The organism is Nocardia bhagyanarayanae (assembly GCF_006716565.1).
In the GTDB taxonomy this organism is placed as follows: Bacteria; Actinomycetota; Actinomycetes; order Mycobacteriales; family Mycobacteriaceae; genus Nocardia; species Nocardia bhagyanarayanae.
In genome coordinates, this window is record NZ_VFPG01000001.1 from 352,449 (window position 1) to 376,685 (window position 24,237).

General features: G+C 68.8%; 20 protein-coding genes. 6 read left to right on the plus strand and 14 right to left on the minus strand.

The window, feature by feature from the left end:
- Nucleotides 1-60 precede the first annotated feature (60 nt).
- Complete coding sequence (locus FB390_RS34585) at nt 61-186, plus strand: hypothetical protein (protein ID WP_255284310.1); 126 nt, start codon at nt 61-63, stop codon at nt 184-186.
- The gene (locus FB390_RS34045) at nt 183-3,920 is read left to right on the plus strand and encodes a nucleotide-binding protein (protein ID WP_246123803.1); all 3,738 of its coding nucleotides are present in this window, start codon (nt 183-185) and stop codon (nt 3,918-3,920) included. Before FB390_RS34585 ends, FB390_RS34045 begins: the two co-directional genes overlap by 4 nt.
- A 135-nt stretch (nt 3,921-4,055) precedes the next feature.
- Here FB390_RS34045 and FB390_RS01515 read toward each other — a convergent pair whose 3' ends face one another.
- A complete protein-coding gene (locus FB390_RS01515) occupies nt 4,056-4,433 on the minus strand; it encodes a DUF4254 domain-containing protein (protein ID WP_245910361.1) in 378 nt (125 codons plus the stop codon).
- A gap of 297 nt (nt 4,434-4,730) precedes the next feature.
- On the opposite strand from FB390_RS01515, the gene FB390_RS01520 reads away from it, so the two are divergent.
- Nucleotides 4,731-5,540: a GntR family transcriptional regulator gene (locus tag FB390_RS01520; protein WP_141807339.1), complete on the plus strand. Its 810-nt coding sequence runs from the start codon at nt 4,731-4,733 to the stop codon at nt 5,538-5,540.
- Nucleotides 5,537-6,166: a GNAT family N-acetyltransferase gene (locus tag FB390_RS01525; protein ID WP_141807340.1), complete on the plus strand. Its 630-nt coding sequence runs from the start codon at nt 5,537-5,539 to the stop codon at nt 6,164-6,166. Before FB390_RS01520 ends, FB390_RS01525 begins: the two co-directional genes overlap by 4 nt.
- A gap of 239 nt (nt 6,167-6,405) precedes the next feature.
- Here the strand turns inward: FB390_RS01525 and eccCa are convergent, their stop codons facing one another.
- Genes eccCa through eccD form a run of 3 tightly spaced genes read right to left on the minus strand, consistent with a single transcriptional unit; the run spans nt 6,406 to nt 13,402 of the window.
- A complete protein-coding gene (gene eccCa / locus FB390_RS01530) occupies nt 6,406-10,518 on the minus strand; it encodes a type VII secretion protein EccCa (protein ID WP_141807341.1) in 4,113 nt (1,370 codons plus the stop codon).
- A gap of 3 nt (nt 10,519-10,521) precedes the next feature.
- A complete protein-coding gene (mycP, locus tag FB390_RS01535) occupies nt 10,522-11,946 on the minus strand; it encodes a type VII secretion-associated serine protease mycosin (protein WP_141807342.1) in 1,425 nt (474 codons plus the stop codon).
- Nucleotide 11,947: 1 nt separating this feature from the next.
- A complete protein-coding gene (eccD, locus tag FB390_RS01540; RefSeq protein WP_246123804.1) occupies nt 11,948-13,402 on the minus strand; it encodes a type VII secretion integral membrane protein EccD in 1,455 nt (484 codons plus the stop codon).
- Between the two features lie 159 nt (nt 13,403-13,561).
- On the opposite strand from eccD, the gene eccA reads away from it, so the two are divergent.
- Nucleotides 13,562-15,379, plus strand: a complete 1,818-nt coding sequence (gene eccA, locus FB390_RS01545) for a type VII secretion AAA-ATPase EccA (RefSeq protein ID WP_141807344.1) — start codon at nt 13,562-13,564, stop codon at nt 15,377-15,379.
- 59 nt (nt 15,380-15,438) lie between these two features.
- On the opposite strand, the gene eccB is transcribed toward eccA, so the two are convergent.
- Complete coding sequence (gene eccB / locus FB390_RS01550; protein ID WP_141807345.1) at nt 15,439-16,884, minus strand: type VII secretion protein EccB; 1,446 nt, start codon at nt 16,882-16,884, stop codon at nt 15,439-15,441.
- Nucleotides 16,885-17,032: 148 nt separating this feature from the next.
- On the opposite strand from eccB, the gene eccE reads away from it, so the two are divergent.
- Entirely contained in the window at nt 17,033-18,808 is a 1,776-nt protein-coding gene (gene eccE / locus FB390_RS01555; protein WP_141807346.1) for a type VII secretion protein EccE, read from the plus strand.
- Between the two features lie 65 nt (nt 18,809-18,873).
- Here eccE and FB390_RS01560 read toward each other — a convergent pair whose 3' ends face one another.
- The 9 genes from FB390_RS01560 to FB390_RS01600 form a co-directional block, all read right to left on the minus strand.
- Nucleotides 18,874-19,155 carry a hypothetical protein gene (locus FB390_RS01560; protein WP_141807347.1) on the minus strand — a complete coding sequence of 94 codons (282 nt, stop codon included), beginning with the start codon at nt 19,153-19,155 and terminating at the stop codon, nt 18,874-18,876.
- A 25-nt stretch (nt 19,156-19,180) separates the two neighbouring features.
- On the minus strand, nt 19,181-19,480 hold the full coding sequence (locus FB390_RS01565) for a WXG100 family type VII secretion target (RefSeq protein WP_141807348.1): 300 nt from the start codon (nt 19,478-19,480) through the stop codon (nt 19,181-19,183).
- Nucleotides 19,481-19,568: 88 nt separating this feature from the next.
- Nucleotides 19,569-20,357, minus strand: coding sequence for an ESX secretion-associated protein EspG (locus FB390_RS01570; protein ID WP_141807349.1), 789 nt, complete (start codon nt 20,355-20,357; stop codon nt 19,569-19,571).
- Complete coding sequence (locus FB390_RS01575) at nt 20,354-21,325, minus strand: PPE domain-containing protein (RefSeq protein WP_141807350.1); 972 nt, start codon at nt 21,323-21,325, stop codon at nt 20,354-20,356. Before FB390_RS01575 ends, FB390_RS01570 begins: the two co-directional genes overlap by 4 nt.
- Nucleotides 21,326-21,342: 17 nt before the next feature.
- The gene (locus tag FB390_RS01580) at nt 21,343-21,639 is read right to left on the minus strand and encodes a PE family protein (protein ID WP_141807351.1); all 297 of its coding nucleotides are present in this window, start codon (nt 21,637-21,639) and stop codon (nt 21,343-21,345) included.
- 12 nt (nt 21,640-21,651) lie between these two features.
- Entirely contained in the window at nt 21,652-23,013 is a 1,362-nt protein-coding gene (locus FB390_RS01585; RefSeq protein ID WP_141807352.1) for a hypothetical protein, read from the minus strand.
- The gene (locus FB390_RS01590; RefSeq protein WP_141807353.1) at nt 23,013-23,354 is read right to left on the minus strand and encodes a type VII secretion target; all 342 of its coding nucleotides are present in this window, start codon (nt 23,352-23,354) and stop codon (nt 23,013-23,015) included. Before FB390_RS01590 ends, FB390_RS01585 begins: the two co-directional genes overlap by 1 nt.
- A gap of 124 nt (nt 23,355-23,478) precedes the next feature.
- On the minus strand, nt 23,479-23,790 hold the full coding sequence (locus FB390_RS01595; RefSeq protein WP_246123805.1) for a YbaB/EbfC family nucleoid-associated protein: 312 nt from the start codon (nt 23,788-23,790) through the stop codon (nt 23,479-23,481).
- A 78-nt stretch (nt 23,791-23,868) separates the two neighbouring features.
- Nucleotides 23,869-24,183, minus strand: coding sequence for a hypothetical protein (locus FB390_RS01600; RefSeq protein ID WP_141807354.1), 315 nt, complete (start codon nt 24,181-24,183; stop codon nt 23,869-23,871).
- Between the last annotated feature and the right edge of the window lie 54 nt (nt 24,184-24,237).

Genomic DNA, 24,237 nt, shown 5'->3' on the forward strand with positions numbered 1-24,237 from the left:
ACGCCGGTCACGTAAACTGACCGAGTCCAGGAAACGGTCGAGCAGACTTAGGGGGATGCCGTGAGCCAGCGTACCGGGCGTGCCGCAGGCGCCGCGCCCCTCGGCCACGGCGGGGCCGAGCGCGAGCGCAGCGGGCGAGCCATCTCGGGCACGATGGAGCCGAGCGACAGTGAGGCGATGCGGTGAGTCGCAACAACGACGGCCTGCCGATGCTGCCGCCGTGGCTGTCCGACAGCGAGGTCAACGGCGGCTACGAGGCACCGGTACAGAATCTCCCGCACGACGACATCATCGACGACGCACCCGACCGCAAACGCACGCGCCGCAAATCACAGGCGCCGGAGGGCCGTCACGACTCGAGCCAGGGCTCCGGCCGCAAGGACAAGAAGCGTAGGTGGCTGGGCCGCGACAAGGACGAGCCGGTCGAGGAACAGCCCGCGGAGCCGCAGCCACGCGCGGATTCGTGGGGTCGGCCACAGTCGGGCGATTCTTGGTCGTCCGGTCCCGATGCCGAGGGTCGCCCCGGACAGTCGCCGCAGCAGGGCACGCGCGGCGAAGACCGCAACGGTTCATGGCAGCCCACGGAGGGTCCCGGTCGACAGTCGACGGGCGGGCAGGGCATCGCGCCGCAGCAGCCGATGGAAGGGCGCGGGCCGGTGCCGCCGCAAAGTGGCGGTGGCTATGTGCCCCAGCAGTTCGGTGGCCAGGGACAGCCGGGACAGGAGCCGATCGGCGAGGCCGGGCGGTGGAGCGGCGGGCCGGAGCAGGCGCCTCCGGGCCAATTCGGTGTGCCCGGTCAGGCGTCCCCGCAGCAGTTCGGCGGACCCGGCCCGCAGCACGGCGGGCCCGAACAGACCTATCAGCCGCCCACGGGTGGGCCCGGATTCCCATCGCCGGTGGGCGGGCCAGGACAGCCGCCGATCGGCAGCCACGGTCAGGTGCCGACGCCGCAGTACGGCGGGCCCGGACAAATCCACGGCGCGTCCGCGTACGCGCCCGGTTCGACGGGCGGACCGGGACAGCAGCAGCACCCGACCGGCCCCGGGCACGCGCCGGTCGACGGATCGAGCCAGGCCACGGAGAGTCCCGATGCGCGGCGCACAGGGCAATCCCGTCTGCCCACCCGGCAGCCGAGCCAGCCTTCCGAGGGCTTTCAACCCCTCGGTCAGCGCACGCCCACGCCGACGACACCGCCGCCCGCACCCGAGCCGCCGCCTTCGAACGAGGCGACCACCCGCTACCAGCGCCAGCTCCCCGACCTGCCGCCACCGCCGAGCGACGTCCGGCCGTCCCCGGCTGAGGACAGTTCTGCCCGGCGGGCACAAGACGACTTCGCTCCCCGGACCGCCGAGGATCAGTCGGCCGCGGGCCGCACCCCGGCACCGGATGCCGAGCACCGCGTCTCCCCTCCGGCGGCCGAGAGTCACAACGCCGCACAGACGAGCCAGGGCCACGGCTTCGCGCCGACCGCCGAGGGGCGCACTCCTGCGCAGACCGATGAGGGCCACGGCGCCGCTCCGGTCGCCGATGACCGCACTGCCGCGCAAACGGGCCAGAGGCAGGGCACCTCCCCGACGGCCGAGACCAGCACCGCGGCGCAAGCGGGCCAGGCGCACAACCCAGCTCCGGCGGACGAGAGTCGCACCGCCACGCAGACGGGCCAGGGCCACGGCTTCGCGCCGACCGCCGAGGGGCGCACTCCTGCGCAGACCGGTGAGGGCCACGGCCCCGCTTCGACCGCCGATGACCGCACTGCCGCGCAAGCGGGCCAGGGACACGGCACCTCCCCGACGGCCGAGACCAGCACCGCGGCGCAAGCGGGCCAGGGGCACAATCCGGCTCCGGCGGGCGGGGGGAACGAATTCGACAGTGCCCCGCCATGGCTCGCGGGCCCGGGCGCGACGGCGACAAGCTCGGCCGCGGCCGCACGGCCTGCGGGGCAAGATCTCCCGCCGCAGACGCAGGAGGGGTCGGCGCCATCGGGCGACGCCCCGCCGTCTTGGCTCGGTGGCGCCGAGCAGGGCCAGTCGAGCACACGCCCCGAGCTGCCGCCGCCCCCGACGGCGTCGGCCCAGCAGCCTTGGGTTCAGGCGACTTCGTCGACCGCGCAGCAGTCACCGGCGACCTCGCCCGAAACCGGTCGCCCCGAGCCAGCGCCTGCCATGCACGCCGACGTCCCCGGCGGCACGTCGGCCGCGATAGATCCCGCGACCGGCGCCGCGCGACCCGTCACCGCGCCTCGATCGACCGGCGACGATACGGCTTTCGACGCGACTCGAGGCTCTTCCACCCGACCCGGCGGCGAAATCCCCCAGGGCCCCGCCGATTCCACGTACGGACCGGCGACAGTCGGACGAGGCCATGGCGGTGAGTTCACGCGCAACCCCGCCGCAGGCGTCGGCGCGGCCGAAGACGCCGACGTCGCGGGCGGTAGGCATCGACTGCCCGCCGAACCCGATCCGGGTGAGCGGCAGTGGGGCGCACCGGGTCCGGCGCAGGGCGGGCATCGGGCTCCGGTCAGCGATCAACCCGCCCCCGGCGAGGTACGCCGCGATCCCGGCGTCTTCGCGCAGCAGGGCGGGCAGGCGCCGGGCGGCGAAATGCCGTGGAGCCAGTCCGGATACGGCCCGCAAGCGCCGAATCCACAGGACGGTCCCGCGCCCTACGGCTATGCCGACCCGCGCCAGGGCGGTTACGCGCCCGCCCCCGGTCCCGATGCCAGCGCCTACCACATTCCCGGCGATCGGCGGCCCGGCGAGCCGGGGTACCCGCCGTCGCCCGGGCCGGGAACGGTCGAGCCCCCGAACAACGCGCCCGGCTTCGTCCCTCCGGCAGCCGAACACCAACCGCCCGTAGCTCCGGCGTGGAACCAGGCCGCGCAACCTCCCGCGGCCCCGCAGGGTCCCGCCCCCGAGAGCTGGGGTCAGCAGCCACACCGGCCGTCCGCCGAGAGCTGGGGCCACCAGCAGCACGGCGGTCCACACCGGCACGGCCAGCCGTCGCTGGACGACGTGCCGTTGCGCCGCGCCAAGAAGGCGCCGGGCAGCGGGTGGCGTAAGGCCGTGCACCACATGTCCGGTGGCGCGATCAATCCCGGCATGTCCGCCGAGGAGCTGCGACTGCAGGAACTGGTGGCGCGGATCAGGCAGCCGGTCCGCGGCGATTACCGCATCGCGGTGCTCTCGCTGAAGGGCGGCGTCGGTAAGACGACCACCACCATGGGCCTCGGATCCATCTTCGCCTCCATCCGCGGCGACCGGGTGATCGCCGTCGACGCCAACCCGGACTTCGGCACGCTCTCCCAGCGGGTTCCGCTGCAAACTCGCTCGACGGTGCGCGATCTGCTGCTCGATCCGTCGATCGAGCGCTACTCGGACGTGCGCAGGCACACCTCGCAGGCCACCAGCCGACTGGAAGTGCTTGCCAGCGAACGCGATCCGGCGGCGTCGGAGGCGTTCAACGACGAGGAATACCGAGCGGTCGCCCGAATCCTGCAGCGCTACTACAACATCATCCTCACCGACTGCGGCACCGGGCTGATGCACTCGGCGATGGCGGGCGTGCTGGACCTGGCGCACTCGCTGGTGCTGATCTCGTCGGCGGCGATCGACGGCGCGCGCAGCGCCGCGGCGACGCTGGACTGGCTGTCCCTGCACGGTCACGATCACCTGGTGCGCAACGCCGTCGTGGTGATCAACCTGCCGCGCGAGGGTTCGCCGAACGTGGGCGTGCAGCAGCTACGCGAGTACTTCTTGTCGCGCTGCCGCGCGGTGCACATCATCCCGTACGACTCGCACCTCTCGGAGGGCGCCGAGATCGACCTGCACCGGCTCAGCAAGCAGGCCAAGCGCGCCTACGTGGAACTGGCCGCGACCGTCGCCGACGAGTTCGGCGTCGACCACCGCCGCTTCCACACCTGAGCGCTGGGTCCGACGAGAACGTGTTCGGCAAAGAACGCGTTCGACGAAGTTCGCAGCGCGACACCGTTGCGCACCAATAAGGTTCGCCGGTCGGGTGCCGAGGAGGGGGTACGACACCCGACCGAACGAGCCACCTCACCACTCGGGCAGGCGCCTCCGACCCGCGAGCACGTCGCGGATCAGGTCGTCGTAGGCGTCCGCCAATTCGGCGAGGTGGTGCCAGGCGCAGTGCAGTAGCTCGTCGTGCGCGTCGAGAGTCATCAGCGCGTGGTGCGCACGCACCGAGGACTCCGCGAGCCGATCGATCACCGCGCCTACGGTTTCCGTGTGCAAGGTGGCGCCGAGCCGATGCTGGGGCACGCTGCGCGTCACCCAGTCATCGATGGCCAGCACCAATTCGCTTCGGCGCCGCTCGTTTTCGAGAATATGCGTCGGGTCGGTGCTGACCGAGCCGCCGCGGCCGACCAGCCGCCGCTCGTGCAGCACCGCCAAATCACGGGCGAACCAGAGCAAGGGGCCACCTACGACCCGATGCCCGCGACACGCCCGAACAAGTAGATCCGAAGTGGGCAGTAGCCCGGTAGTCACGGACTGCACTGCCGTATCGACACACCGGGGTGTGTCGGGAAGAGCCATCACAACCGTTGATGAATCCGAACCTGCCACGTTGCCTCGCCGTTCATCGCCGCACAACACCGGATCAGGACGTTCATTACAATAAACCTCTGAAGGCACCTGTCAAGCGTTACCCGCCCGTAGGAAGTCACGAAGAGTACACTTCGTTACCTGCACGACCAACCGAGGAGCAAGATGGCGGACGGTCCGACGTATCACCGGATCGCAGACCTCCTCCGCGAGGAGATCCGCTCAGGCAAATGGAATCCGGGCGATCGACTTCCCAGTCACACCGAGCTGGCCGAGCAGATGCAGGTCTCGATCACCACGGCCCGCAATGCCGTTCAAGTTCTCGTTGCCGAAAATCTCGTCTATACAGCTACTTCCCGCGGAACGATCGTTCGAAACCAGGAAGTGCTCGAGTCGGTGATGACCGACCATATCCGTCCCGACCGTCCCAAGACGCCGCACGACATCTTCGAGGAGATCGCCCGCCGCGCGGACCGGGTGCCCGCCAAGGAGTTCAGCGCGCGGATGGAGCCCGCGACGGCGCAGGTGGCGCGGTGGCTCGGCGTGCCGGAGGACTCGTGGGTGCTCGCACGCACCGTCGTGCAGTATCTGGACAACGAACCGTGGTCCTGGGAGGTCAGCTTCTATCCCCGGGACCTGGCCGAGGCCACCGGAATCGACTCGCCGCACGACATCCCCGAGGGCACCACCCGCAGGATGGCCGACCGCGGCCACCCCGAGACCGCCCACCGCGACACGCTCGTCGCGCGGCCGGCCAGCGCGGAGGAGGCCATGGTGCTCGGCGTCGCGACCGGAACGATCCTGCTCGATCATCTGCGCATCGGCGCGGATCGCAGCAGGGTCACCCGGGCGACGAGGCAACGCTCCATCGCCACGCGCAACCGTTTGGCCTACGAACTCGGCGACGCCGAGGGAACCGCCGTAATCCGGCAAACTTTGGGCGATTCGTATAGGCCAGGTATCTCTTTGCTATGACTACCGTTTTCCGCCAGGCCGACCTCGGTGATCTCGGCATGATCTGCCGCCTGCGCGTCCAGCGCACGGCCTGGCTCACCGCCCGTGGTTCCGACCAGTGGACGATCGCCGGTCGCGGACTGCCCATCGAGATCTTCGCCCGTGGAGTCGGCCGCTCGCTGGACGCGGGCGAGACCTGGATCGCCGAGGTGGACGGCGAACCGGCGGGAACCATCACCGTCAACGACCGCGCCGATCCCGGCCTGTGGTCGCAGTGGGAACTCGCCGACGCGGTCGTCGTGCACTTCATGATCGTCGACCTGCGTTTCGCCGGGCAACGTCTCGGCCATCGCCTGCTCGCGCACGCCGGGCAGCTGGCCAGGGAACGCGACCGCGACTGGGTCCGCCTCGATGCCTGGACGACGAACGCCGACCTGCACGACTACTACCGCAGAGCGGGCTTCCACATGGCGCGCATCGCGGGACCGATCGCCCGCGGCCCCTCCCGCGCGCTGTTCGAACGGCGCACCGACAGCTGGGATTTCGAGCAGACGCTCGCCATCCCCGCCGCGGGTCTGCCGTCGTCGGCGCCCAGGCTGGACCCGCCGACGGACACCATCCTCACTCCCCCGGCGCTGCCGAACTGAGCAGGCAGCACCGGAGCGAAGGCGGAGGTACGCCCGAAACCACACAGCCGGACGAAGTCCGCCCTCAACCCGCGCATGGCCGGAGCGAAGGCGGAGGTACGCCCAAAACCACACAGCCGGACGAAGTCCGCCCTCAGTCCGCGCATGGCCGGAGCGAAGGCGGAGGTACGCCCGAGCCACACAGCCGGACGAAGTCCGCCCTCAGCCCGCGCATGGCCGGAGCGAAGGCGGAGGTACGCCTATAGCGGCGGCAGGTGCGCCACCTGGATCATCTCGGTGCCGCCGCGAGTAATCAGCGTGCCGCGGCCGGGCGGCAGCTTGGCGGCGCGGATGTCGCCGATGATCTTGCCCTCGTCCTTGGGCGCGCTCATCAGCAGCGCGTCCACACCCATTTCCTTGAGCGTGCCGAGCACCTTGTCGAACATGGCCCGGCTGGCGCCGCCGGCGCGGCGGCTGATCACCACGTGCAGACCGATGTCGCGTGCCTGCGGCAGGAACTCGATCAGCGGCTCCAGCGGGTTGCGCCCACCGGAGACCACCATCTCGTAATCGTCGACGACGACATAGATCTCGGGCCCGGTCCACCAGCTACGTTCGCGCAACTGCTGTGGCGTGATGTCGTTGCCCGGGATCCGCTTCTGGAGGTAGTTCGCGACTTCCTTGATCATCCCGAAAGACGTCTGCGACGAGGTCGAGTACCCGGCCAGCTGCGCCCCCTCGATCACGCCGAGCATGGTGCGCCGGTAGTCGATCAGGATGACGCGGGCTTCGTCGGAGGTGGAGTTCTCGGTGATGCCGAGGACGATGTTGCGCAGCAGGGTGGTCTTACCGCACTCCACATCGCAGAAGCTGTAGAAGTGCGGCTGCACCGCGAAGTCCATGGCGATCGGTTGCAGGTCGGTCTCGCCGACGCCGATAACGGCCAGCGTCTTGCTCTGCTGGATGCCCCGCCGCGCCGCCTCCGCGACCACGGCATCGCGCGAGAGCTCCATCGGCAGCATCCGGACCTCGGGCGCGTTCCGGCCGGGGTAGAGCTCGGTGAGCTGCTGCTTGGCGATGGCGATTCCCTCGGACAGGGTGCGCGGATCGGAGTCGGAGTCCAAGCGCGGCAACGCGATCAGCAGATGCAGCTTCTGTGCGGTGAGACCGCGGCCCGGACGCCCGGTGGGCACGAGCACCGCGGTGCGCCGGTCCATCTCGGAGTCGGACGGGTCACCGAGGCGGAGCTCGATGCGAGTACCGATGAGGTCCTTGACCTGGGGCCGGATCTCCGGCCACCGGGTGGTCGAGACCACCAGGTGGACACCGTAGGAAAGACCCTGCGCCGCGATGGCGTTCAGCTGTGGTTCCAGCGTGTCGTAATCCGCGCGGATGGTGGGCCAGCCGTCGATGACGAGGAAGACGTCACCGTGCGGATCCTGAGCGAGCGGGTCGGCTTGCCGCTCGGCAGGCGACTTCTCCGCCAGCAGCGCTTTCCGCCTGCGGAATTCGACGATGGAGTCGATGCCCAGCTCGCGGAACAGCTCCTCGCGGCGGCGCAGGATGCCGGTCACCTCCGCGATGGTGCGGCGGATCCGATCGACTTCCATGCGACCCGCGACGGAACCGACATGCGGAATCCCCGCCAAACCGGAGAGTGTGCCGCCACCGAAGTCGAGGCAATAGAACTGCACCTGCTCGGGTGTGTGCGTGGCGGCCGCGGCCATGATGATGGTGCGCAGGGTGGTCGACTTACCCGACTGCGGACCACCGACGACCGCGACATTGCCTTGCGCCGCGGACAGATCCACGATCAGCACGTCGCGGCGCTGCTCGTAGGGCTTGTCGATGACACCGAGCGGCAACCACAGCTGACCGTGCCGGTTGACCGGCGAGCGCCAGTCCGGGTCCGGCAGCAACATGTCGACCGAGGGCGACTCGTCCAGTGGCGGCAGCCACACCTCGTGCGCCGGGCGGCCGTGGCCGCGCAGGCGCTCGACGACGGTGGTCAGCAGCGTCGCGGGAACGGCCTCGGCGACCGGCACCGGGCCCTGCTCGTCTTCCCCCTCCACGAATTGTCCTGGCGGCGGCGGCAATTCGGGCAACGCCATCCGTCCGGGCGGCGGCGGCAGCTCGGGCCGGCCACTCGGCACGGCCTCCCGCTCGGGCTCGACGGTCTCCGGCAGCGCCACCGGCGCCGCGGTGAACACCACGGGCGACTGCCCGCCGACCGTCTTGCCGTCCACCTGCCGGGTACCGCGCGGCGAAACATACGGCCCCGAGACGTAACTGGCGTTGAAGCGCAGCGGATCGTCGGCGTCGCTCTTGAGGTAGCCGGAGCCAGGCACGCTCGGCAGGTGGTAGGCGTCGGTGATGCCGAGCACCGCACGGGATTCGTTGGCGGAGAACGTACGCAGGCCGATCCGGTAGGACAGATGTGAGTCCAGACCGCGCAGCTTGTTCTCTTCCAGGCGCTGCGAAGCCAGCAGCAGATGCACGCGCAGCGAGCGGCCGAGGCGGCCGATCATCACGAACAGGTCGGCGAAATCCGGTTTCTGCGAGAGCAGTTCGGAGAACTCGTCGACCACCACGAACAGCGCGGGCAGCGGATCCAGGTCGGCGCCCGCGGCGCGAGCCTTCTCGTATTCGGTGACATTGGCGAAGTTGCCTGCCGCGCGCAGCAACTCCTGGCGCCGGGTCATCTCACCGGAGAGGGCGTCCTTCATGCGGTCGACGAGGGCGAGTTCCTCTTCGAGGTTGGTGATGACCGCGGAGACGTGCGGCAGCGAATCCAGACCGAGGAAGGTCGCGCCACCCTTGAAGTCGACAAGGACCAGGTTCAGCAGATCGGGCGAGTGCGTGGTCACCATGGAGAGCACCAGCGTGCGCAGGAACTCGGACTTACCCGAACCCGTTGCGCCGATACACAATCCGTGCGGACCCATGCCGTTCTCGGCGGACTCCTTGATGTCGATCTCGACCGGCGTGCCGTCGGGGGTGACGCCGATCGGTACCCGCAGCCGTTCCCGGTCGCTGCGCGGGCGCCACACCACCGCGGGATCGATCTGCGCGGCGTCGGGAATCTTCAGCAGTGCCATCAGGCCGGGATCGGCCCGGATCTCGTCACCCAGGCTCACCATCTGGGCGGCGGTCGCGATGCGGAAACGCGCCAGATCCCGGGCCAGCGCGGTCGCCTCGGCCCGGGTCACCTGATCCGCGGTGGCGAACTTCTCGACGCCCGCAGCGGATTTCGCGGCCACCATGCCGTCCTCGGTGACGACCAGTTGCAGGCCGCGGCGCACCGCGAGACCGCTTTGCGGTGCGGTCAGGTCGAGCACGGTCACCGAGTCCAGGCCCGCGTCGCTGACGACGCGTTCGGAACCGCTGACGTAGCCGTCGTCGATGATCACCAGCAGATGGATCCGGCCCGCCGTCGGCTGCGCGTTACGCATGAAGCGACCGCGCTCGACCAGCTCGGCGGACATGGAGGTCTCCAGTTCGGCCAGCGAGCGGTACATCATCCGGGCCGAGCCCATGCCGTCGCGTTCCACCGGATGTTGCAGGTGCGGTAGCCATTTCGCCCAGGACCAAGCCGGGCCGTCGGGGTCGGCGCAGATGATGGCGACCGCGGCGTGGTCGGGGCCGTGGAAGGTGGTGAACTCCATCAGCATCGAGCGCACCAGCGTGAGCGCGGCCTCACGGTCGCCTTCGATGTTGATGGCGGGGAACGCGCGCAGCGAGATGGCGGTGGGCAGGCCGTGCACCACCGAGTGGGTGCGCACGAACCGGCGCAAGGCGACGGTGGACACCGGTTCCAGGTCTTCCAGTGGACCGGTCTCGGGCCGGGCGAGCTTGGTGGCCAGGCGGTGGCTGCCCAAGCCGACCCGCACGTGCCCGAAATCCGGGTCGTTGGGCCGACGTTCCCACATCCGGCGGCTGCCGATCACCGATTGCAGGTCGCTGGGTTCGGGATGACTCCACCGCAGCGCCGCCAGCTGCTGGTTGCCGGTCTTGCGCACATCCTTGCGGACCTGATCGAGGTAGCGGAAGTAGTCCTTGCGTTCCTCGTTGAGCTCGGCGGCCTTCTTCGGCCCGCCGCCGCCGCGCATGCCCGCCATCATGCCGAACATCGACATCAGCATCATGATCGGGAACATCATCATGAACGGGTTGGCCAGCAGGTTGCGGCCCATCATGACCATCATCGCGATCATGCCGACCACGGCGACCACCATCACCACCGGCATCAGCTTCATCAGCAGATTGCCGACGACGGGACGATCGAGTTCCGGCGGCGCGGACAACGCGACCTCACCGCCCGGCGGACGCGGCGGCGCGATCCGCGGGCGGCGCACGAAACCTTCGGTTGCCATGTCCTACAACCCCTCTCGGGTCTGCTGCTCCGCGCCCGGATCCACACTCACCTGCTCATCCCGCCGGAACGGGATCGAGGCGGCGTAGCCGAGCCCGAGCAGGGCGAGCAGCGTGATCGAGCCGATCGTGGCGACCAGGCGGGGGGCCGGGTCGACGTACGGCGGCGGGGACGGCCCGGCGATCTTGCGCGGTATATCGGAGCCGACGGTGACCGGCTGTCGCGGCAGCTGCGCGGTGAGCGCGGCCAGTGGATCGATCAGGCCGTGCCCGACCTTGTCGTTGCGTCCGTTGTCCGGCGCCTGCGCGGTCAGCTTGATCCGATCGATCACCTCGGCGGCGGTCAGTTCCGGGAAGCGTGACCGGACCAGCGCGGCCAGTCCGGAGACGTAGGCGCTGGAGAAGCTGGTGCCGTCGATGGTGGAGTAGCCCTCGTCGGTCTGGGTCGCGTTGACCAGGCCCGCCCCGCCGGGCTTGCTGTCCAGGGAGACGATCTCGCGCCCCGGCGCGGCGACGCCGACCCACGGGCCGTGCAGCGAGAACGGTGAGACCGAGCCCTCGGGATCCACCGAGGCGACCGACAGCACATAGGGCGTGAACCAGGCCGGAGTGACCACGGTGCCCACCGCCGACCAGCCCGAGCGGTCGTTCTGCTTCTCACAGGGCGTGCCCTGCATGGTGTTTCCGGCCGCGGCGACTACGACCACATTGCGGTCGTAGGCGTACTTCACGGCGGCGCCCAAGGCGCCGTCGGCAGCGCCCGCGTTCGCGGCCATGCACGCCACCTCGGAGATGTTGATCACCGTGGCGCCCATGTCGACCGCGCGGACGATACCGGCGGCCAGGGTGTTGACCGTGCCGTAGCCTTCGCGCGTGATCACGCCCGGCTCCTCCCGGCGATTGCGGTCCTTGGCTTCGTAGGCCGAGCTGAGCTGGCGGATGGCCAGGATCTCGGCTTCCGGTGCGACACCGGCGAATCCGTCTTCCAGACTGGGCTGGGCGGCGATGATCCCGGCCACGAAGGTGCCGTGGCCGTCGCAGTCGACGGTGCCGTCGGTGGTGGAGACGAAGTCCCCGCCGGCCTGGAGCGCGGGCAGGCGCCAGTGCCGGTTCACGCCGGTATCGATGACGGCGACCTTCTGACCCGCGCCGCGGCTGAACTGCCACGCCTCGGCCAAACCGAGGATCCGCTGCGCCAGTGGCGGATCGCGGGGCACCCCGCCCTGGAGGGTGGGTTCGGCGCAGACTTTGGCCTGTTCGGTCTCGTCCGGCGGTCTGGCACTGGCGGCCAGGCCGAGCACGGCGCCGAGTGCGCCGTCGTCGACCTTCGGCGGCTCGATCGCCACCGCGGGCGTGGGTGTTCCGGTGGCGAGCGCGAGCACCGCGGCCACTGTCACCGCCCGCAGCAGCCGCCGTAGGAGCGGTGCCATGTCAGATGTTCCGTGCGGCCGAGTAGATGTCCATGATCCACAGCACCAGCGGAATGATGGTGCAGATCAAGAGGTATTCGAAGATCTCACCGGTGCGGCGCATGGGCGGCGACATCTCGGTGTGCGGCCCGATCACACCGAAGACCACCGCGGCCGCGGCCACGACGAGCAGCATGCCCGCGATCGGCAGCAGCCAGTTCTCCTCGCCGAGCGCGGCACCGATGCCCAGCGCGATCAACGCGATCGCGCCACCGGCGATCAGCGTGCACGCCTGCACCAGGTCGGCGAAGGCGCGCCCGCGCAGGCACAGGATGATCGAGACCACCACGCCGAGGGTGATGCCCTGCCAGCGGGCCGCGCCGAGCGGATCCGCGGCGAGCACCACGCCGATCGCGGCGGCGACGGTGCAGCCGATGATCATGCCGGACTGGTATTCGTTGGCGGCGCGGGCTCGATGCTCGAGACCGGCGGCCGAGGGTAGCGCGGTGGCGCCGATGGCGCCGATGTCCTTGATGGTCGGACGGGGTTCGTGGTCGGCGGGGTCGATGGCGGCGCCCGCGGTCGGCACCGGCGGGACCGGCAGCCGTGCGGCCGCCACGGCAAGGCGCGGCACCAGGGTGATCACGATGAGCGCACCGACCAGCACGCCGGCGGCGATCTTGGAAAGCGCTGGGTCCCAGACCATCCGCACCATCGCCGCCACGCCGCCGAACAGCGCGAGGGTGATGACCGTGGTGAACATGATCGCCCCGACCCGGGTCAGGCTGTAGAGGACCGCGGCGGCGGTCAGCGTTGCGACACAGGCGAACATCGCGTGCGGACTGCCGAAGGCGTTGGGCACGAACAGCGCGGTGCCCGCGAAGATCAGCAGCAGCGCGTACAGCGACAGCATGATCACCGGCAGCGACGCTTCGGCCTGATACCGGCGCGCGACGAGCACGGCCGCGCCGCCGGCGATCAGTCCGGTGCCGAGACCGATGAAACCCACTGCGGCACCGGCACCGTCGAGTTTGGCCACCGCGAGCAGGTAGATCCCGGCCAGCACCGCGAGTAGTCCCATGGACAGACCGAGCCAGCGCGCCGACAGCGGCGACCAGTGCCGGAACGAGCTCGCGGTCAGCTTGGAGACGGCGTCGATCACGTCGTCGAACAGCGCCGGCGGCTCCTTGGCGGTCACCGAGCGCAATACCAGCAACTCACCGTCGAAAACCTCGGCGTCGGTGAGCGATTGGTTTGCCGGGATGGGGTCGCGGCCGATCCGGGCCAGCGTCCAATGCTGCGTTTGCAGCGGCGCCCCGTCCTCGTGTTCGGTGAGATCGGGGTTGCGCGATTCGATCAGCTCCACCACATCGGTGATGAACGCCGCGATGGGAACTGTGGCAGGCAAACCCAAGTCCAACTGGGTATTGCCGCCGATGACCGAGACTCGGCACAACTCCGGATCAACGGCAGCCACAGCGCTGCTAGACGGATCAGTCACAGCTCGGATGACTCCCTACCTAGAACACACTTCAACGCCATGCAACCTACTCAACTTAACGGAGAAGTCCCTACCTTGCAGCGGCTATGCTTGGCGAGGAACAGCACATCCGTTCGTTTTTAGGGGCAAACCCATATGACCGGCAACCGCCAGGCACAACGCGCATTCGACGCTGGTGTCTTGTCCTTGGGCATTGTGATCGACGGACAGGAATCTGCCCGCGATCTGGAATACGCTCGGCTGGCCTTCCAACGCGCCACCGAATGGGATCCCGGTATGTGCGACGCTTGGCTCGGGCGCGCGGCCGCCGGCGAGCACACCCGCGAGGTGATCTTCAACCTCTACAAGACCAGCACCTCGACGCTGTTCCGTGAGCAGCGCAGGCTCGGGCTGCAACCGCGGGTGCTCGCGGGCCGCTTCACCGTCGGGCAGTACATCGACTATCCGCTGGCCAGCTATACCGAGATCTGGCTCGCGCAGGCCGCGCAGCTGATCACCGAGGGCGACTACGACGAAGCCGAGCGGGTCCTCGACGAACTGGCCAAACACCGGTCCGCACAGGTCTCCTCGGCGGATCGCGAGATCGACGACCGGATCTGCGCCTATGTCCGTGGCGTGCTGCACTTCACCACGCAGCGCTGGCCCGATGTGATGACCGTGCTGGCCGGTTCGGCGGACTGGGACGACCCCTACCTGGCCGCGGGCGCCCACGTCATGGTCGGCACCGCCTGTGCCCAGCTCGGTCTGTTCGGCGAGGCCATCCGCCGCATGGAAGCCGCTGAACAGGGCCCGATTCCGGCCGCGGCGACCACTGCCCGCTTCTGCCGCGGACTCGCCCTGCGCGAGACCGGCGAGGAGGAGAAGGCGCAGGCGCTGTTCGAGAAGGTGTTCTCCGAGGCACCGGGTTTCGAGGCCAACACCATGGCCATGCGCGACCGCAAGTACCGGATCACGGTGACCACCAAGGAGGTCATCGACGCGCGCACCAACAAGTGGGATCCGGCATCGGCGCCGACGCTGGAACAGATGGGCCAGGAGGAGCGCGACGACAAGGCCAAGCTGATCCTGGAGAAGGCGCGGGCCGAACTCGACGAGCAGATCGGTCTCGCCGGCGTCAAAATGCAGGTTGCGAAGTTGCAGGCAACCGCTCAGCTAGCACGGATCCGAGCCGAAAAAGGAATGGCGAGCGGATCCCGTGGCCAACATCTGGCATTCACCGGACCGCCGGGTACCGGTAAGACAACCGTTGCCCGTGTGGTGGCAAAAATTTACTGTGGCTTAGGAATTCTCAAGACCGACAAGTTGATCGAAGCCAAGCGTTCCGATTTCGTCGGCCAGCATTTGGGCAGTACCGCGATCAAGACGAACAAGTTGATCGATAGCGCGATGGACGGTGTGCTGTTCATCGACGAGGCCTACACGCTGATTCAAACCGGCCTGTCCGGCGGTGACGCGTTCGGTCGCGAAGCCGTCGATACGCTGCTCGCGCGAATGGAGAACGACCGCGATCGACTGGTGGTGATCATCGCCGGATACGACGGCGAGATCGACCGATTCCTGGCCTCCAACGACGGTCTGGCGTCCCGCTTCGCCAAGCGGGTGAAGTTCGATTCCTACTCGCCGGAGGAACTCGGCGACATCGGTCGTTTTATTGCGCGGAAACGGGATTCGGAACTGGCCGAGGACGCACAGGCGCTGCTGGTCGACGCCTGCGGTGAGCTCTACCGCAAAGAGGCCACGGACCAGAGCGGTGAGATCCGGCGCGGCATCGACATGGCCGGTAACGGCCGGTTCATCCGCAATGTGATCGAGGCGGCCGAGGAGGAGCGCGAGTTCCGGCTGGCCAATGACATCAACCTGGATCTGAGCGCCGTGGACGAATCGGTGCTGATGCGGATCGAGGCGGACGATATGCGGAACGCGCTGGAGAACGTGCTGGCCACGCTGCGCTGATATCCGGACACAGCAGTACGGCCGCGAGAGCTCGCGGCCGTACTGCTGTGCGGGGCAAGTCAGTTGGTGGTCGGCAGGATGTCGTAGCTGACGAGCGCTTCCTCGCGCGAGAGCGTCGGCCCGGGCACCAGCTGGCCGATGATCGGCCACGGTGCGGGCCGCGGCTTGTCTGCGAGACCGAGCAGGGTGGCCGTGTCCTGATCCGGGATGCCGTAGCGAATCCCGTTGTCGGAGACGTAGAAAAGGCTGCCCATGCGGACGCTGTCCGGCGACATACCGGTCATCTGGAGGTACTCCCCCGAGTTCGGCGGGATGTAGGCGTTGTCGATGCGGTCGCCGGTGCCGTCGCCGGTGGCCAGATCCACCACCTTGGCCGACTTCGGCAGCGGCAGTTCACGTCCGGCCAGCAGCGTGATCGTGGCGGCCGGATCGGAGGCCTTCTTGGTCCACTGCATGCAGCTGACCCTGTTCTCCTCGGGAGTGAGGATGGTCGGGACCGGCCCGGGGAACTTGTCCACCGGCAGCGGGCTCACCACGGGCACGCCGACCAGCCGGTCCGGCGGCACCGAGATGATCTCGTTCATCTCCTGGGAGTTCGCGTTGCGGATCACCTCGGCGGAGAACGGCGTCAGCCGCTGCACGCCGTCGGCGAGCACCACGTACAGCTCTTCGGAGTCGACCCGCTGCACTCGGATCACGCCGCCGATCGGCACGCCCTGCAGGCGACCGGGGCCGGGTTCGCCGAGCCGATCGATCTTCGGCGGGACGATCGCGGGGACCTGGGTGGCGGAATTGAGCATGCCCGCGCTGACCGGACGCGCGTTGTACTCCTGCATGCCCAGCGAACGCGAGATCACCGAATCGTTCGGATCCACTTCGGCGCGTTTGCCGTCGAACATCAGGAAGGTCTTGCCGCCGCGGGTCACCAGCAGCGCCTCGTCGTCGCGCAGCGGGCGGGCGGTGTTCGGCTCGCTCGAGTCGAGCGCGCCGGCGATGACCGTGGACTTGGCGCCCGGGGAGCGGGCGGCGCTGCCTGCCGCGGACAGTTCCACCGCATCGCACAGGGTCCAGATCGAGTCCGGCGAGGCCGCGCCGGGCAGGGTGGCCGGAACACCGGGAATGCCCACCATCGGGCCGCGCGGCAGCGTCAGCTTGGATTCCTTGACGGAAGTGGGCTTTTCGTCGCTGGCGGCGATCAGGCGGGCGGACGCCAGGTTCAGCGCCGGATGCAGCGTGCCGTCGATGATCACGTAGAGCGCGCCGGTCTCCTTGCCCATCACGATGTTCGCGTCACCGATCGCGCCCACCGGGCGGAGGAACGCCAGAATCGCCGCACCGGCGACCACCAGGATGCCGAGCACCGCGCCGACCACCAGCGAGCGGAACTGCGAGCGCATCGGATCGTGCAGCATCCGGATATCGCGCCGAATCAGCGCGTGTTCGTATCTTTTCAGCAGAAACCGGTAACCGTTGACTTGCGCCTTGGTAGTCAACTGTGCGGGCACGAAACGCCTCCGAACTGACGCCGGTACAACGGACCGAGTATTTCACTCGGCACGCCTTACAGTACCTACCCACCCCGCCGGCTACGCAAGCTCTGCCGACCGCCGTCCCCGGTAGCGAAGTCGAACGAATTCGGTCCATTATGTCCGCATGGGTTCCACCACAGCCGACGGCGAAAATCGCGACACCGCGCCGCAGAGTTCACCTGCTCCGTCGGCTGAGCCTGCACCGACTCCCCTGCACTCACCGCACTTCTGGCTGTTCCGAATTCTGCCGCTGCGCTGGGTCATCCCGGTGGCGCTCGTGGCGGTCGCGGCCTCGCTGGTGGCGGTGATCTTCGACGCCTCGGTGTGGGTCGCGGCCGGAGTATGTGCCGGTGTGCTCGTGCTCGGGCTGACGCCACTGCCGCGCCGCAAGTCGCTGGCAGGCTGGCTGGACGAGGAAATCACCTTCCGCTGGCGCGCGTTTCGCAATCGTTCGGCAACTGTTGATCAGGCGCCGTTCGACGTACCGCTGCCCGAGGGCGGCACCTATGGAATGCGCTGGGACGGCTCGCGATTGATCGTCATGCTGCGCGTGGAGGCGCATCCGCGAACGGTGACGCTGCTGAGCCCGCAGTCGCTGATCTCCGACGACATGATGCCGCTGCCCGAGATCGCGCACTGCCTCAACCAGTTCGACATCGAACTGGCCTCCATCGACGTGATCAGCACCGGCGCCCGCACCGCCGGGCCCCGCCGCGTCTCGCATCTCTACGAGCAGATCCTGGGCCCGCTGCCCGCGGTGGCGCACCGCACGGTGTGGGTGGTGCTGCGGCTGGACCCGCTGGCCAATGCCCCCGCGGTGGCGCGGCGCGGCGGCGGCGCGACCGGCACGCTGCGCACGGCCATCGTGGCGACCCAGCGGGTAGCGAATCGCCTTGCCGCCCGCGGCATCTCCACGGTAGTGCTGTCGGCCGCCGAGATCAGCGCGGCGGTGAACCAGCTCACCCGGCACACACCGCTGGAGGAGTTCACCGAGACCGCGCACAGCGTGGAACGCGATGGCATCCACTACACCACCTACCGGATGGCGCCGGAGGCGCTGGGGCCGCGCGGATTCGCCGCCGTGTGGTCCACGCCGACGCTGGCGACCACCGTCACCATGCGTCTTCAGCGCGCGGCGGCGCTGTCACCGCGCGACCAGGTCGCCACACCCGGCGCCGCGGGCATCGAAGTGACTGCGGTGGTGCGCTTCGATACACCGGACAAACCCGCAGTGGTCAAGGCCGAGGGCCTGGTTCCCCTGACGGGCAAGCAGTTCCGCGCCCTGTTGTACACGTTGCCGATCGCCCAGCGTGGCCGTCAGTTCACCCCGGAAAGCTATCTGGGCAAGCCGGATTCCCTGCTCGCACTGCCGATGCCTATCGCTGGCTGCGGGCAGCTGATCGGCGCCGACACCTCCGGACAGGGCGTGGCCCTGCCCCTGGTCGGCCACCAGGTGCGGCGCGTGGAAGTGATCGGATCGCTGCTGGTCGCCCAGCAGATGATCCTGCGCGCCATCGCGCTCGGCGCCTCGGTCGTGGTGCACACCAACCGGCACGACGCGTGGCGGCAGATGGCCGCCGACGTGGGCGTGCCCCAGTCTTTGACCGTCGCGGCCTGGTCCGCGGCCGGGCAGCAGGCCAGCGCGCACCGGTCCGCCACCGTGGTTGTCTACGACGGCATTCCGCCGACAGGGCACCACTCCGACGCCACCACCGTGCTGCTCCGCAGTGCCCCGGCGACCATGGAGGACCACTTCGACCCTGACGTCACGCTCGCCGAGGACCCGGAGACCGCCAACCTCGTCACCGTGCGCACGGCAGGTGTGACCACCCGCGTGCACATGGTGGCCACACCGGACGAAATGCAGTACCTGCACATGGCTTTGGCCGCCGCCCGATAGCCGAGCACCGGAAAGCCCCGGCCACCCGCGAGGGTGACCGGGGCTTTCTCGTTGCGAAACCCGGATCAGAAGGAGTTGTAGACCTTCTTGTCAGCGGCGAACGCGTTGTTGAACGCGCCGTCGATGGCGTTGCGCAGGGCCTGCATCTTGGTGTGGGTGTCGTTGAGCTCCTCGAGCAGGGAGTTGGCCTTCGCGGTGAAGGACTCCAGCGCCTCGTTCTCTTCCCAACCCTTGGTGACCAGCTTGTCCCTGGCGGCGACGAAGGCGTCCTTGTAGCCGTCGAGGTCCGTGTAGTACTGATCCATTTCGCTGATCAGCTGGTCGTGTACTTGCTTGGTGTACTTCATGGCGCTCTCCTTTCGAGCGGTGGTGTCAGATCAGGTTGGTCAGGGCGTCCACGTTCTCCGGATCGACGTTCCCGAGCGTCGTGTTGCCCTCGGAGATGGTCTGGTTCAGCTCGTCGATCTTGGTGTTGATCCGCTGGGTTTCTTCCTGCCAAGCCGTGGAAGCCTTCTGGCCCGCGACCGCGGCGTCACCCTCCCAGCCCGAGCGGGCCGCGTCGAAGGTTTCCTGCACGGCCGAGATGGTCTTCTTGATGCCCTCGACGGCCTGCATGTATTCATCGACGACCGCAGCAGCTTCGGCCTCTGTAAAACTTGTCTGTCCGGACATTGTTCACCTCGTCATGTCGGCGTGTATTTCGTGTTCCGCTGCGCAGGGCCGCGGTGGTTCGGTCGGTTCGTGAGTTCCGAAGCGTTGACTAGGGCATCCACCTTCCTCCGGGCAAGGTTTCGATCAGAGCCGAGATCGCCTGGGCGATCCGGTGATCGGTTCCCGGGGTGAAGGTCGACCAGACCCGCAGGTCCGGCGCAGCGCCGGGGCTGGCGGCGATACGACCCCGTGCGGTGTCGTATACCGCGACCGCCCCGGACGATCGGGTGGTCACGCCGTCGTCGTAGGCGTAGGCGACGATCTCGGCGTGCGCGTGGCAGCTGGACATGGCCAACCCGAACTCGATGGCATCGCGTTCGGCCACGCCGCGGGCATAGAAGATATCGGAGTAATCGCTGGATTTGGTTGCTTCGTCGAGTCTTTCGCGCAGTTCGTCGACCGGGGCGCTGATGCTCGGGATATCGGCGGCCGGTGCGCGGCCCAGCGCTTCCAGCACCGGGCGGGCCAGCGCTGGACCGCCGCCGTCGCACCAGATGGTGCCCACGTCGAAGGTGTCGCCGGTGCGGGTGGCCAGCGCGTGCTGGGCTCCCTTGCGCGCCACGCAGACCTGTCTGGTCCCCGACTCCGTGTAGATCCGGGCCGCGAGCTCACGCTCCGGGTTGGCCAGGATGAACAGCGCATCGGTGAGATCGGCTGCGACATCGTCGTAGGCGTCGACCAACCCGGACGCGCGCAGGTCGCCGATCGCCTTCTCGCGCGCGGCCCGCCAGGCATCGACCGAATCCTGCTGCGGTCCGACCCCGAGCACCAGCGGCAGGGTCTGCACGCCGAGCAGGTCGGACACCGCCAGCAGACCATCGTTGGTCATCGTCGTCATGCCGCCCCCGATGCCGTGGCCTTCGGCGCGGGTTCGGCGCCGCCGATCACCGCTGGGGCAGCGGCGAATCCGGCTTCGACTTCGAACGGCTTGTCCGGTTGCGCCGAGGCGGCGCCGGCCCGCAGCGTACGGTCGTCGTCCTGCATGGCCGCGCCGGGCGCCATCGCGGCCGGGACGCCCATGCGGTTCGCCGACGATGAATCCCCGGCCACCGGAGCCGTTTCCACGGGCACCGGGGTCGGCTCGACGGTCGCGGCGGCCACCGCCTGGGTGGTGAACGCCGTCTTCGCCCGCGGCGGCGGTGTAGCCCGGGCGAACGCCGCGGCGAGCGAAGCCGGCACAGCGGTCGCGGGCATGGCCGTGGAACGCACCTCGGACGCGGCCCGCTCGGCTTCCAGCGCAGCGCTATTGGCGATGACCGGTGGCGCGGTCTGCGTCCACGGCGTCTCCAGCGGCTTGGTCGCCTCTTCGTAGACGCGCATGACGCGAGCCGCGTTGACCTTGACCAGATCCTGTTCGGCGGCGATATCGGCGGCCGCGCCTACCAGTGGCGCACCCATCCCGGCACCGATCGCCTCCACCGACTTCTTCGCCTCTTCGAGGGCGGCGATCTCGGCGACGTGCGGCATGGCCAGCCGTGCCACCTCGTAGGCCAGCGCTTGCGAGCCGGCCTTGGTGGCGTTCTGGGCCGCGGAACCGGCCGCCTCCAGCAGCCACTCCCGCAGTTTGGTGATCCGGTCCAGGATCTCCGGGCTCGTCTCCGAACGCCACGATTCGCCGATGGCCTTGACGATCTGGTCGTATTCGGGCACAGCGGCACCGAAACTCACGCCGAGGCGAGTCCAGGCCTGGGCCGCTTCGGCCATCGGCACCGCGCCGCGACCGGTAGTCAGATCCTGGGCGAGTTTCTCCGTTGGCCTGGCTTCCCAGACCACGCCGGTGAAACCAGGGATCGGCGGTTCGACCATATGTCCCCCGCTTCGCGTCAGGCCGACGCCCCGAGACCAGCGGCGTTCTCGGTGTCCATCGCCACCAGCGACTGCGACTGCGAGCGCAGCGCGGCGGCCAGTTTGCGTAGTTCGAGAACGCCGGCGGTCGCGGCTTCGTCATAGGAGGCGGCCACACCGCGCAGAGTCTGCGCGGCACGCTGCGAAACCTCGTCCAGCCCAGCGGCTTCCACCGCCAGGGCGGGCGTGTTGGCCTTCAGATCGGCTTCCAGCCGGTCCGCGAGGGCGTCCAGTGCGGTGGCGGACTTGATTGCCCCGGCGCGATCGAATTCCATGACGTCCTCCTATCAGAGGGTGAGTGCCTGGTCCGGCGGTTCGTTGAGTCCATCGGCGTTGGCCGCGCCGACCACCGGCAGTGAAGCGCCTTCGATATCGCCAACCACCTCGTTGCCGTGCGAGGCGGTCACCAGTTCGTTGCGCAAGCCGTTCGCGGCGTCCTCCGCGCCGCGGCCCATGCCCGCGGCCGCCATCGGCGACATCGGCATCATGCCGCCCGGCGAGCCGGCCGCCGTGGTGCTGCTGCGGGCCGCCGAACTGGCGCCTGCCTGCATCGCCGAGGCCGGGTTGCCGACGCCGCTCGCGCCTGCCGCGCCCAGATTGCCGGCCGTGCGGCCGTCGACCCACGGGCTGAGCTGGCGCGCCGCGGCGGCCACGGCACCGCCGCCGCCACCGAGACCACCGAGCCCGCCGCCCCCACCGGACTTGGCGGCACTCTTGCTCAGCGCCGCTTGGTCGGCCTTGTCCTTTTCCAGTGCCGGGTTGGTGGAGGCCACCGGGTTCAGTGTCTTGTGCAGCGAGACAGCCGAGTCCATGCCGGACTTCACCGCGGTGGTCAGCGTGGGGATCATCTGCATCAGCATGCTCAGCATCTGCATCTGGTCCATGCCCTTGGGGGCATTGGTGACCGGCACCTTCTGGCCCGTGGCCGTCATCTCCGCGCTGTGCACGGTCATCTCGGCGCGCGTCTTCGCCACGGTCGCCGTGGCCTCGGCCATCGTCTCGATGGTGGCGGCGACCAGGAAGGCCTGGCCACCGGGGGTCGAGAGGAACGGCGCGGAGGCCGCGACCTGTGCCATGTACTTGGCGATGATGGCCGCCATCGTCGCGGCGCCGATGCCGACCGAGGTCGCGGCGGCGGCGACGCCTGCCGACTCCTGCGCGGCCTGGGTGGCGATCTTGCCGCCGTCCTTCTGCGCCTCTTTGCCTTTTTCCTCGGCGGCGGCCGCGGCCTGACTCTGCCACAGCTGCATCGCCATCGTGAGCGCCGTGCTGCCCAGCTGCACCGCCGTCGAGACGACGCTGGAGACCTGAGACAGCACCTCGGTCGGATCGACGACCGGCGCGGCGGCCGCGTTCCCGGCGGGCTGCGCGGCCGGATCACCGTTGGCCGCGGGCGCGGCGGCCGGTGTGGGAGCGGGGAATTGGCCGGTGCCGAAGGTGGCCGCCAGATCGGTAAGCGGCTTGGCCAACAGGGACAGGTCGATCACCGGCAGCGGCGGCAGGCCCGGAATCGGTGGCAGCGCCGGGATTTCGGGCAGCTGCGGCAGGCCCATGTCCTGGAGGACCGCGTTCACCGGCCGGTCCAACATCGGACCCACCGCGCTCTGGCGCAGCATGTCCAATACCGACTGATCGACCAGCTCCGACATCAGGCTCTACCGACCGCGTCGATGTCGGAGCCCGAGAGCCCGTCCGTCACTTGGTATTCGGTGGCGGCCTGCTGGCAGGTCAGCGCGGTCATGCCGTGCACGTAGGCCAGCTCGGCGACCGAGGTGAGGTGATTGGCCTGCGCCACCGCGAAGGAGGCGAGGAAATCCTGGCCGATCAAACCGAACACCGGGATGGCCGCGGCCATGGTGGCCGCCTGGTTCACCGAACCGGCGCTCGCCACGCTGGCGGCCATCGCCGCAGCCGTGTCCGCGTAGGCCCGAATCGCGTCAGGTTCGGCGGCCACATGGGGCCAGGGATTGATGTCAAAACCGTGAGGCATCGGAAACACCCTCTGCGCGAAAATGATTGGAACGTCCAGACCGAATGTACCGGATCGCAGGATGAGCCACGCAGTAATTATTCGGGTGGAACATCTTAAGGGAAAGTAAATCTTTGGTGCCGCGCTAGGCCTGAGCTGCGGACTCCTCATTGAACTGGGTGATGAGCTCAGCCATCCGGGCCATGGCTTTGGCCGCCGCGCGATGGGCCGTGGACACCACCGCCTGCTCGAATTCGCCGGGTGACATTCGCGACACCGCACCGGTGAATCGCAAGTCCCGCAACGCTCCGCTGCCGTCGACCTCGACGGTGACCGCACCGTCCTCCGACGACTCCCGCTCGCGCACCTTCGCCATCTCGTCGCCGAGATCGCGCAACCGGTTCAGCGCCCGCTGCGCCCGCGCCTCGATCTCGTCCATCACCGGGTTGCTACTCATGCCTCCGCCTCGCTGACGCTCGGCTCCGGCATGCGTACCGCACACTGGCACATGATTCGCTCTCTGCGTTCGCTCATGTCAGGCTTCCCTCAACCAGCTCTGCGGCTCTTCGTCGTACTCTTCTTCCTCGACCCATTCCTGCGCCGCGACGTCCTCCGGCTTCGGCAGTCCGGTCAGCGCGAGTTGCTGATTGGTCAACCCCGCCGCCTGCAACTCCTCCCGCCGCGCCAGCCCGGCCCGGTTCGCCGCCTGCCTGCACAACCGCATGATCTGGTTCGCCAGCTCGGCCGGATTCCGCCGCAGCTCGTCCGCTTCCACCGAAATAGCAAGCGGCAAGCCCTGTTCGGTGGTCCGCACCGAGATCGTGCCACTGATGTTGGCCGCTGTGGACATCGCATCAACCCCTCATCGCTTGTTGCTCAGTGTATGTTCCGCGCCCGGGGTTCC

Coding starts and splice junctions, on each gene's coding strand:
- FB390_RS01520 (WP_141807339.1), top strand. CDS start 4,731: ATGGCGGACGGTCCGACGTATCACCGGATCGCAGACCTCCTCCGCGAG.
- FB390_RS01525 (WP_141807340.1), top strand. CDS start 5,537: ATGACTACCGTTTTCCGCCAGGCCGACCTCGGTGATCTCGGCATGATC.
- eccCa (WP_141807341.1), bottom strand. CDS start 10,518: ATGGCAACCGAAGGTTTCGTGCGCCGCCCGCGGATCGCGCCGCCGCGT.
- mycP (WP_141807342.1), bottom strand. CDS start 11,946: ATGGCACCGCTCCTACGGCGGCTGCTGCGGGCGGTGACAGTGGCCGCG.
- eccA (WP_141807344.1), top strand. CDS start 13,562: ATGACCGGCAACCGCCAGGCACAACGCGCATTCGACGCTGGTGTCTTG.
- eccE (WP_141807346.1), top strand. CDS start 17,033: ATGGGTTCCACCACAGCCGACGGCGAAAATCGCGACACCGCGCCGCAG.
- FB390_RS01560 (WP_141807347.1), bottom strand. CDS start 19,155: ATGAAGTACACCAAGCAAGTACACGACCAGCTGATCAGCGAAATGGAT.
- FB390_RS01565 (WP_141807348.1), bottom strand. CDS start 19,480: ATGTCCGGACAGACAAGTTTTACAGAGGCCGAAGCTGCTGCGGTCGTC.
- FB390_RS01570 (WP_141807349.1), bottom strand. CDS start 20,357: ATGACGACGATGACCAACGATGGTCTGCTGGCGGTGTCCGACCTGCTC.
- FB390_RS01575 (WP_141807350.1), bottom strand. CDS start 21,325: ATGGTCGAACCGCCGATCCCTGGTTTCACCGGCGTGGTCTGGGAAGCC.
- FB390_RS01580 (WP_141807351.1), bottom strand. CDS start 21,639: ATGGAATTCGATCGCGCCGGGGCAATCAAGTCCGCCACCGCACTGGAC.
- FB390_RS01585 (WP_141807352.1), bottom strand. CDS start 23,013: ATGTCGGAGCTGGTCGATCAGTCGGTATTGGACATGCTGCGCCAGAGC.
- FB390_RS01590 (WP_141807353.1), bottom strand. CDS start 23,354: ATGCCTCACGGTTTTGACATCAATCCCTGGCCCCATGTGGCCGCCGAA.
- FB390_RS01595 (WP_246123805.1), bottom strand. CDS start 23,790: ATGAGTAGCAACCCGGTGATGGACGAGATCGAGGCGCGGGCGCAGCGG.
- FB390_RS01600 (WP_141807354.1), bottom strand. CDS start 24,183: ATGTCCACAGCGGCCAACATCAGTGGCACGATCTCGGTGCGGACCACC.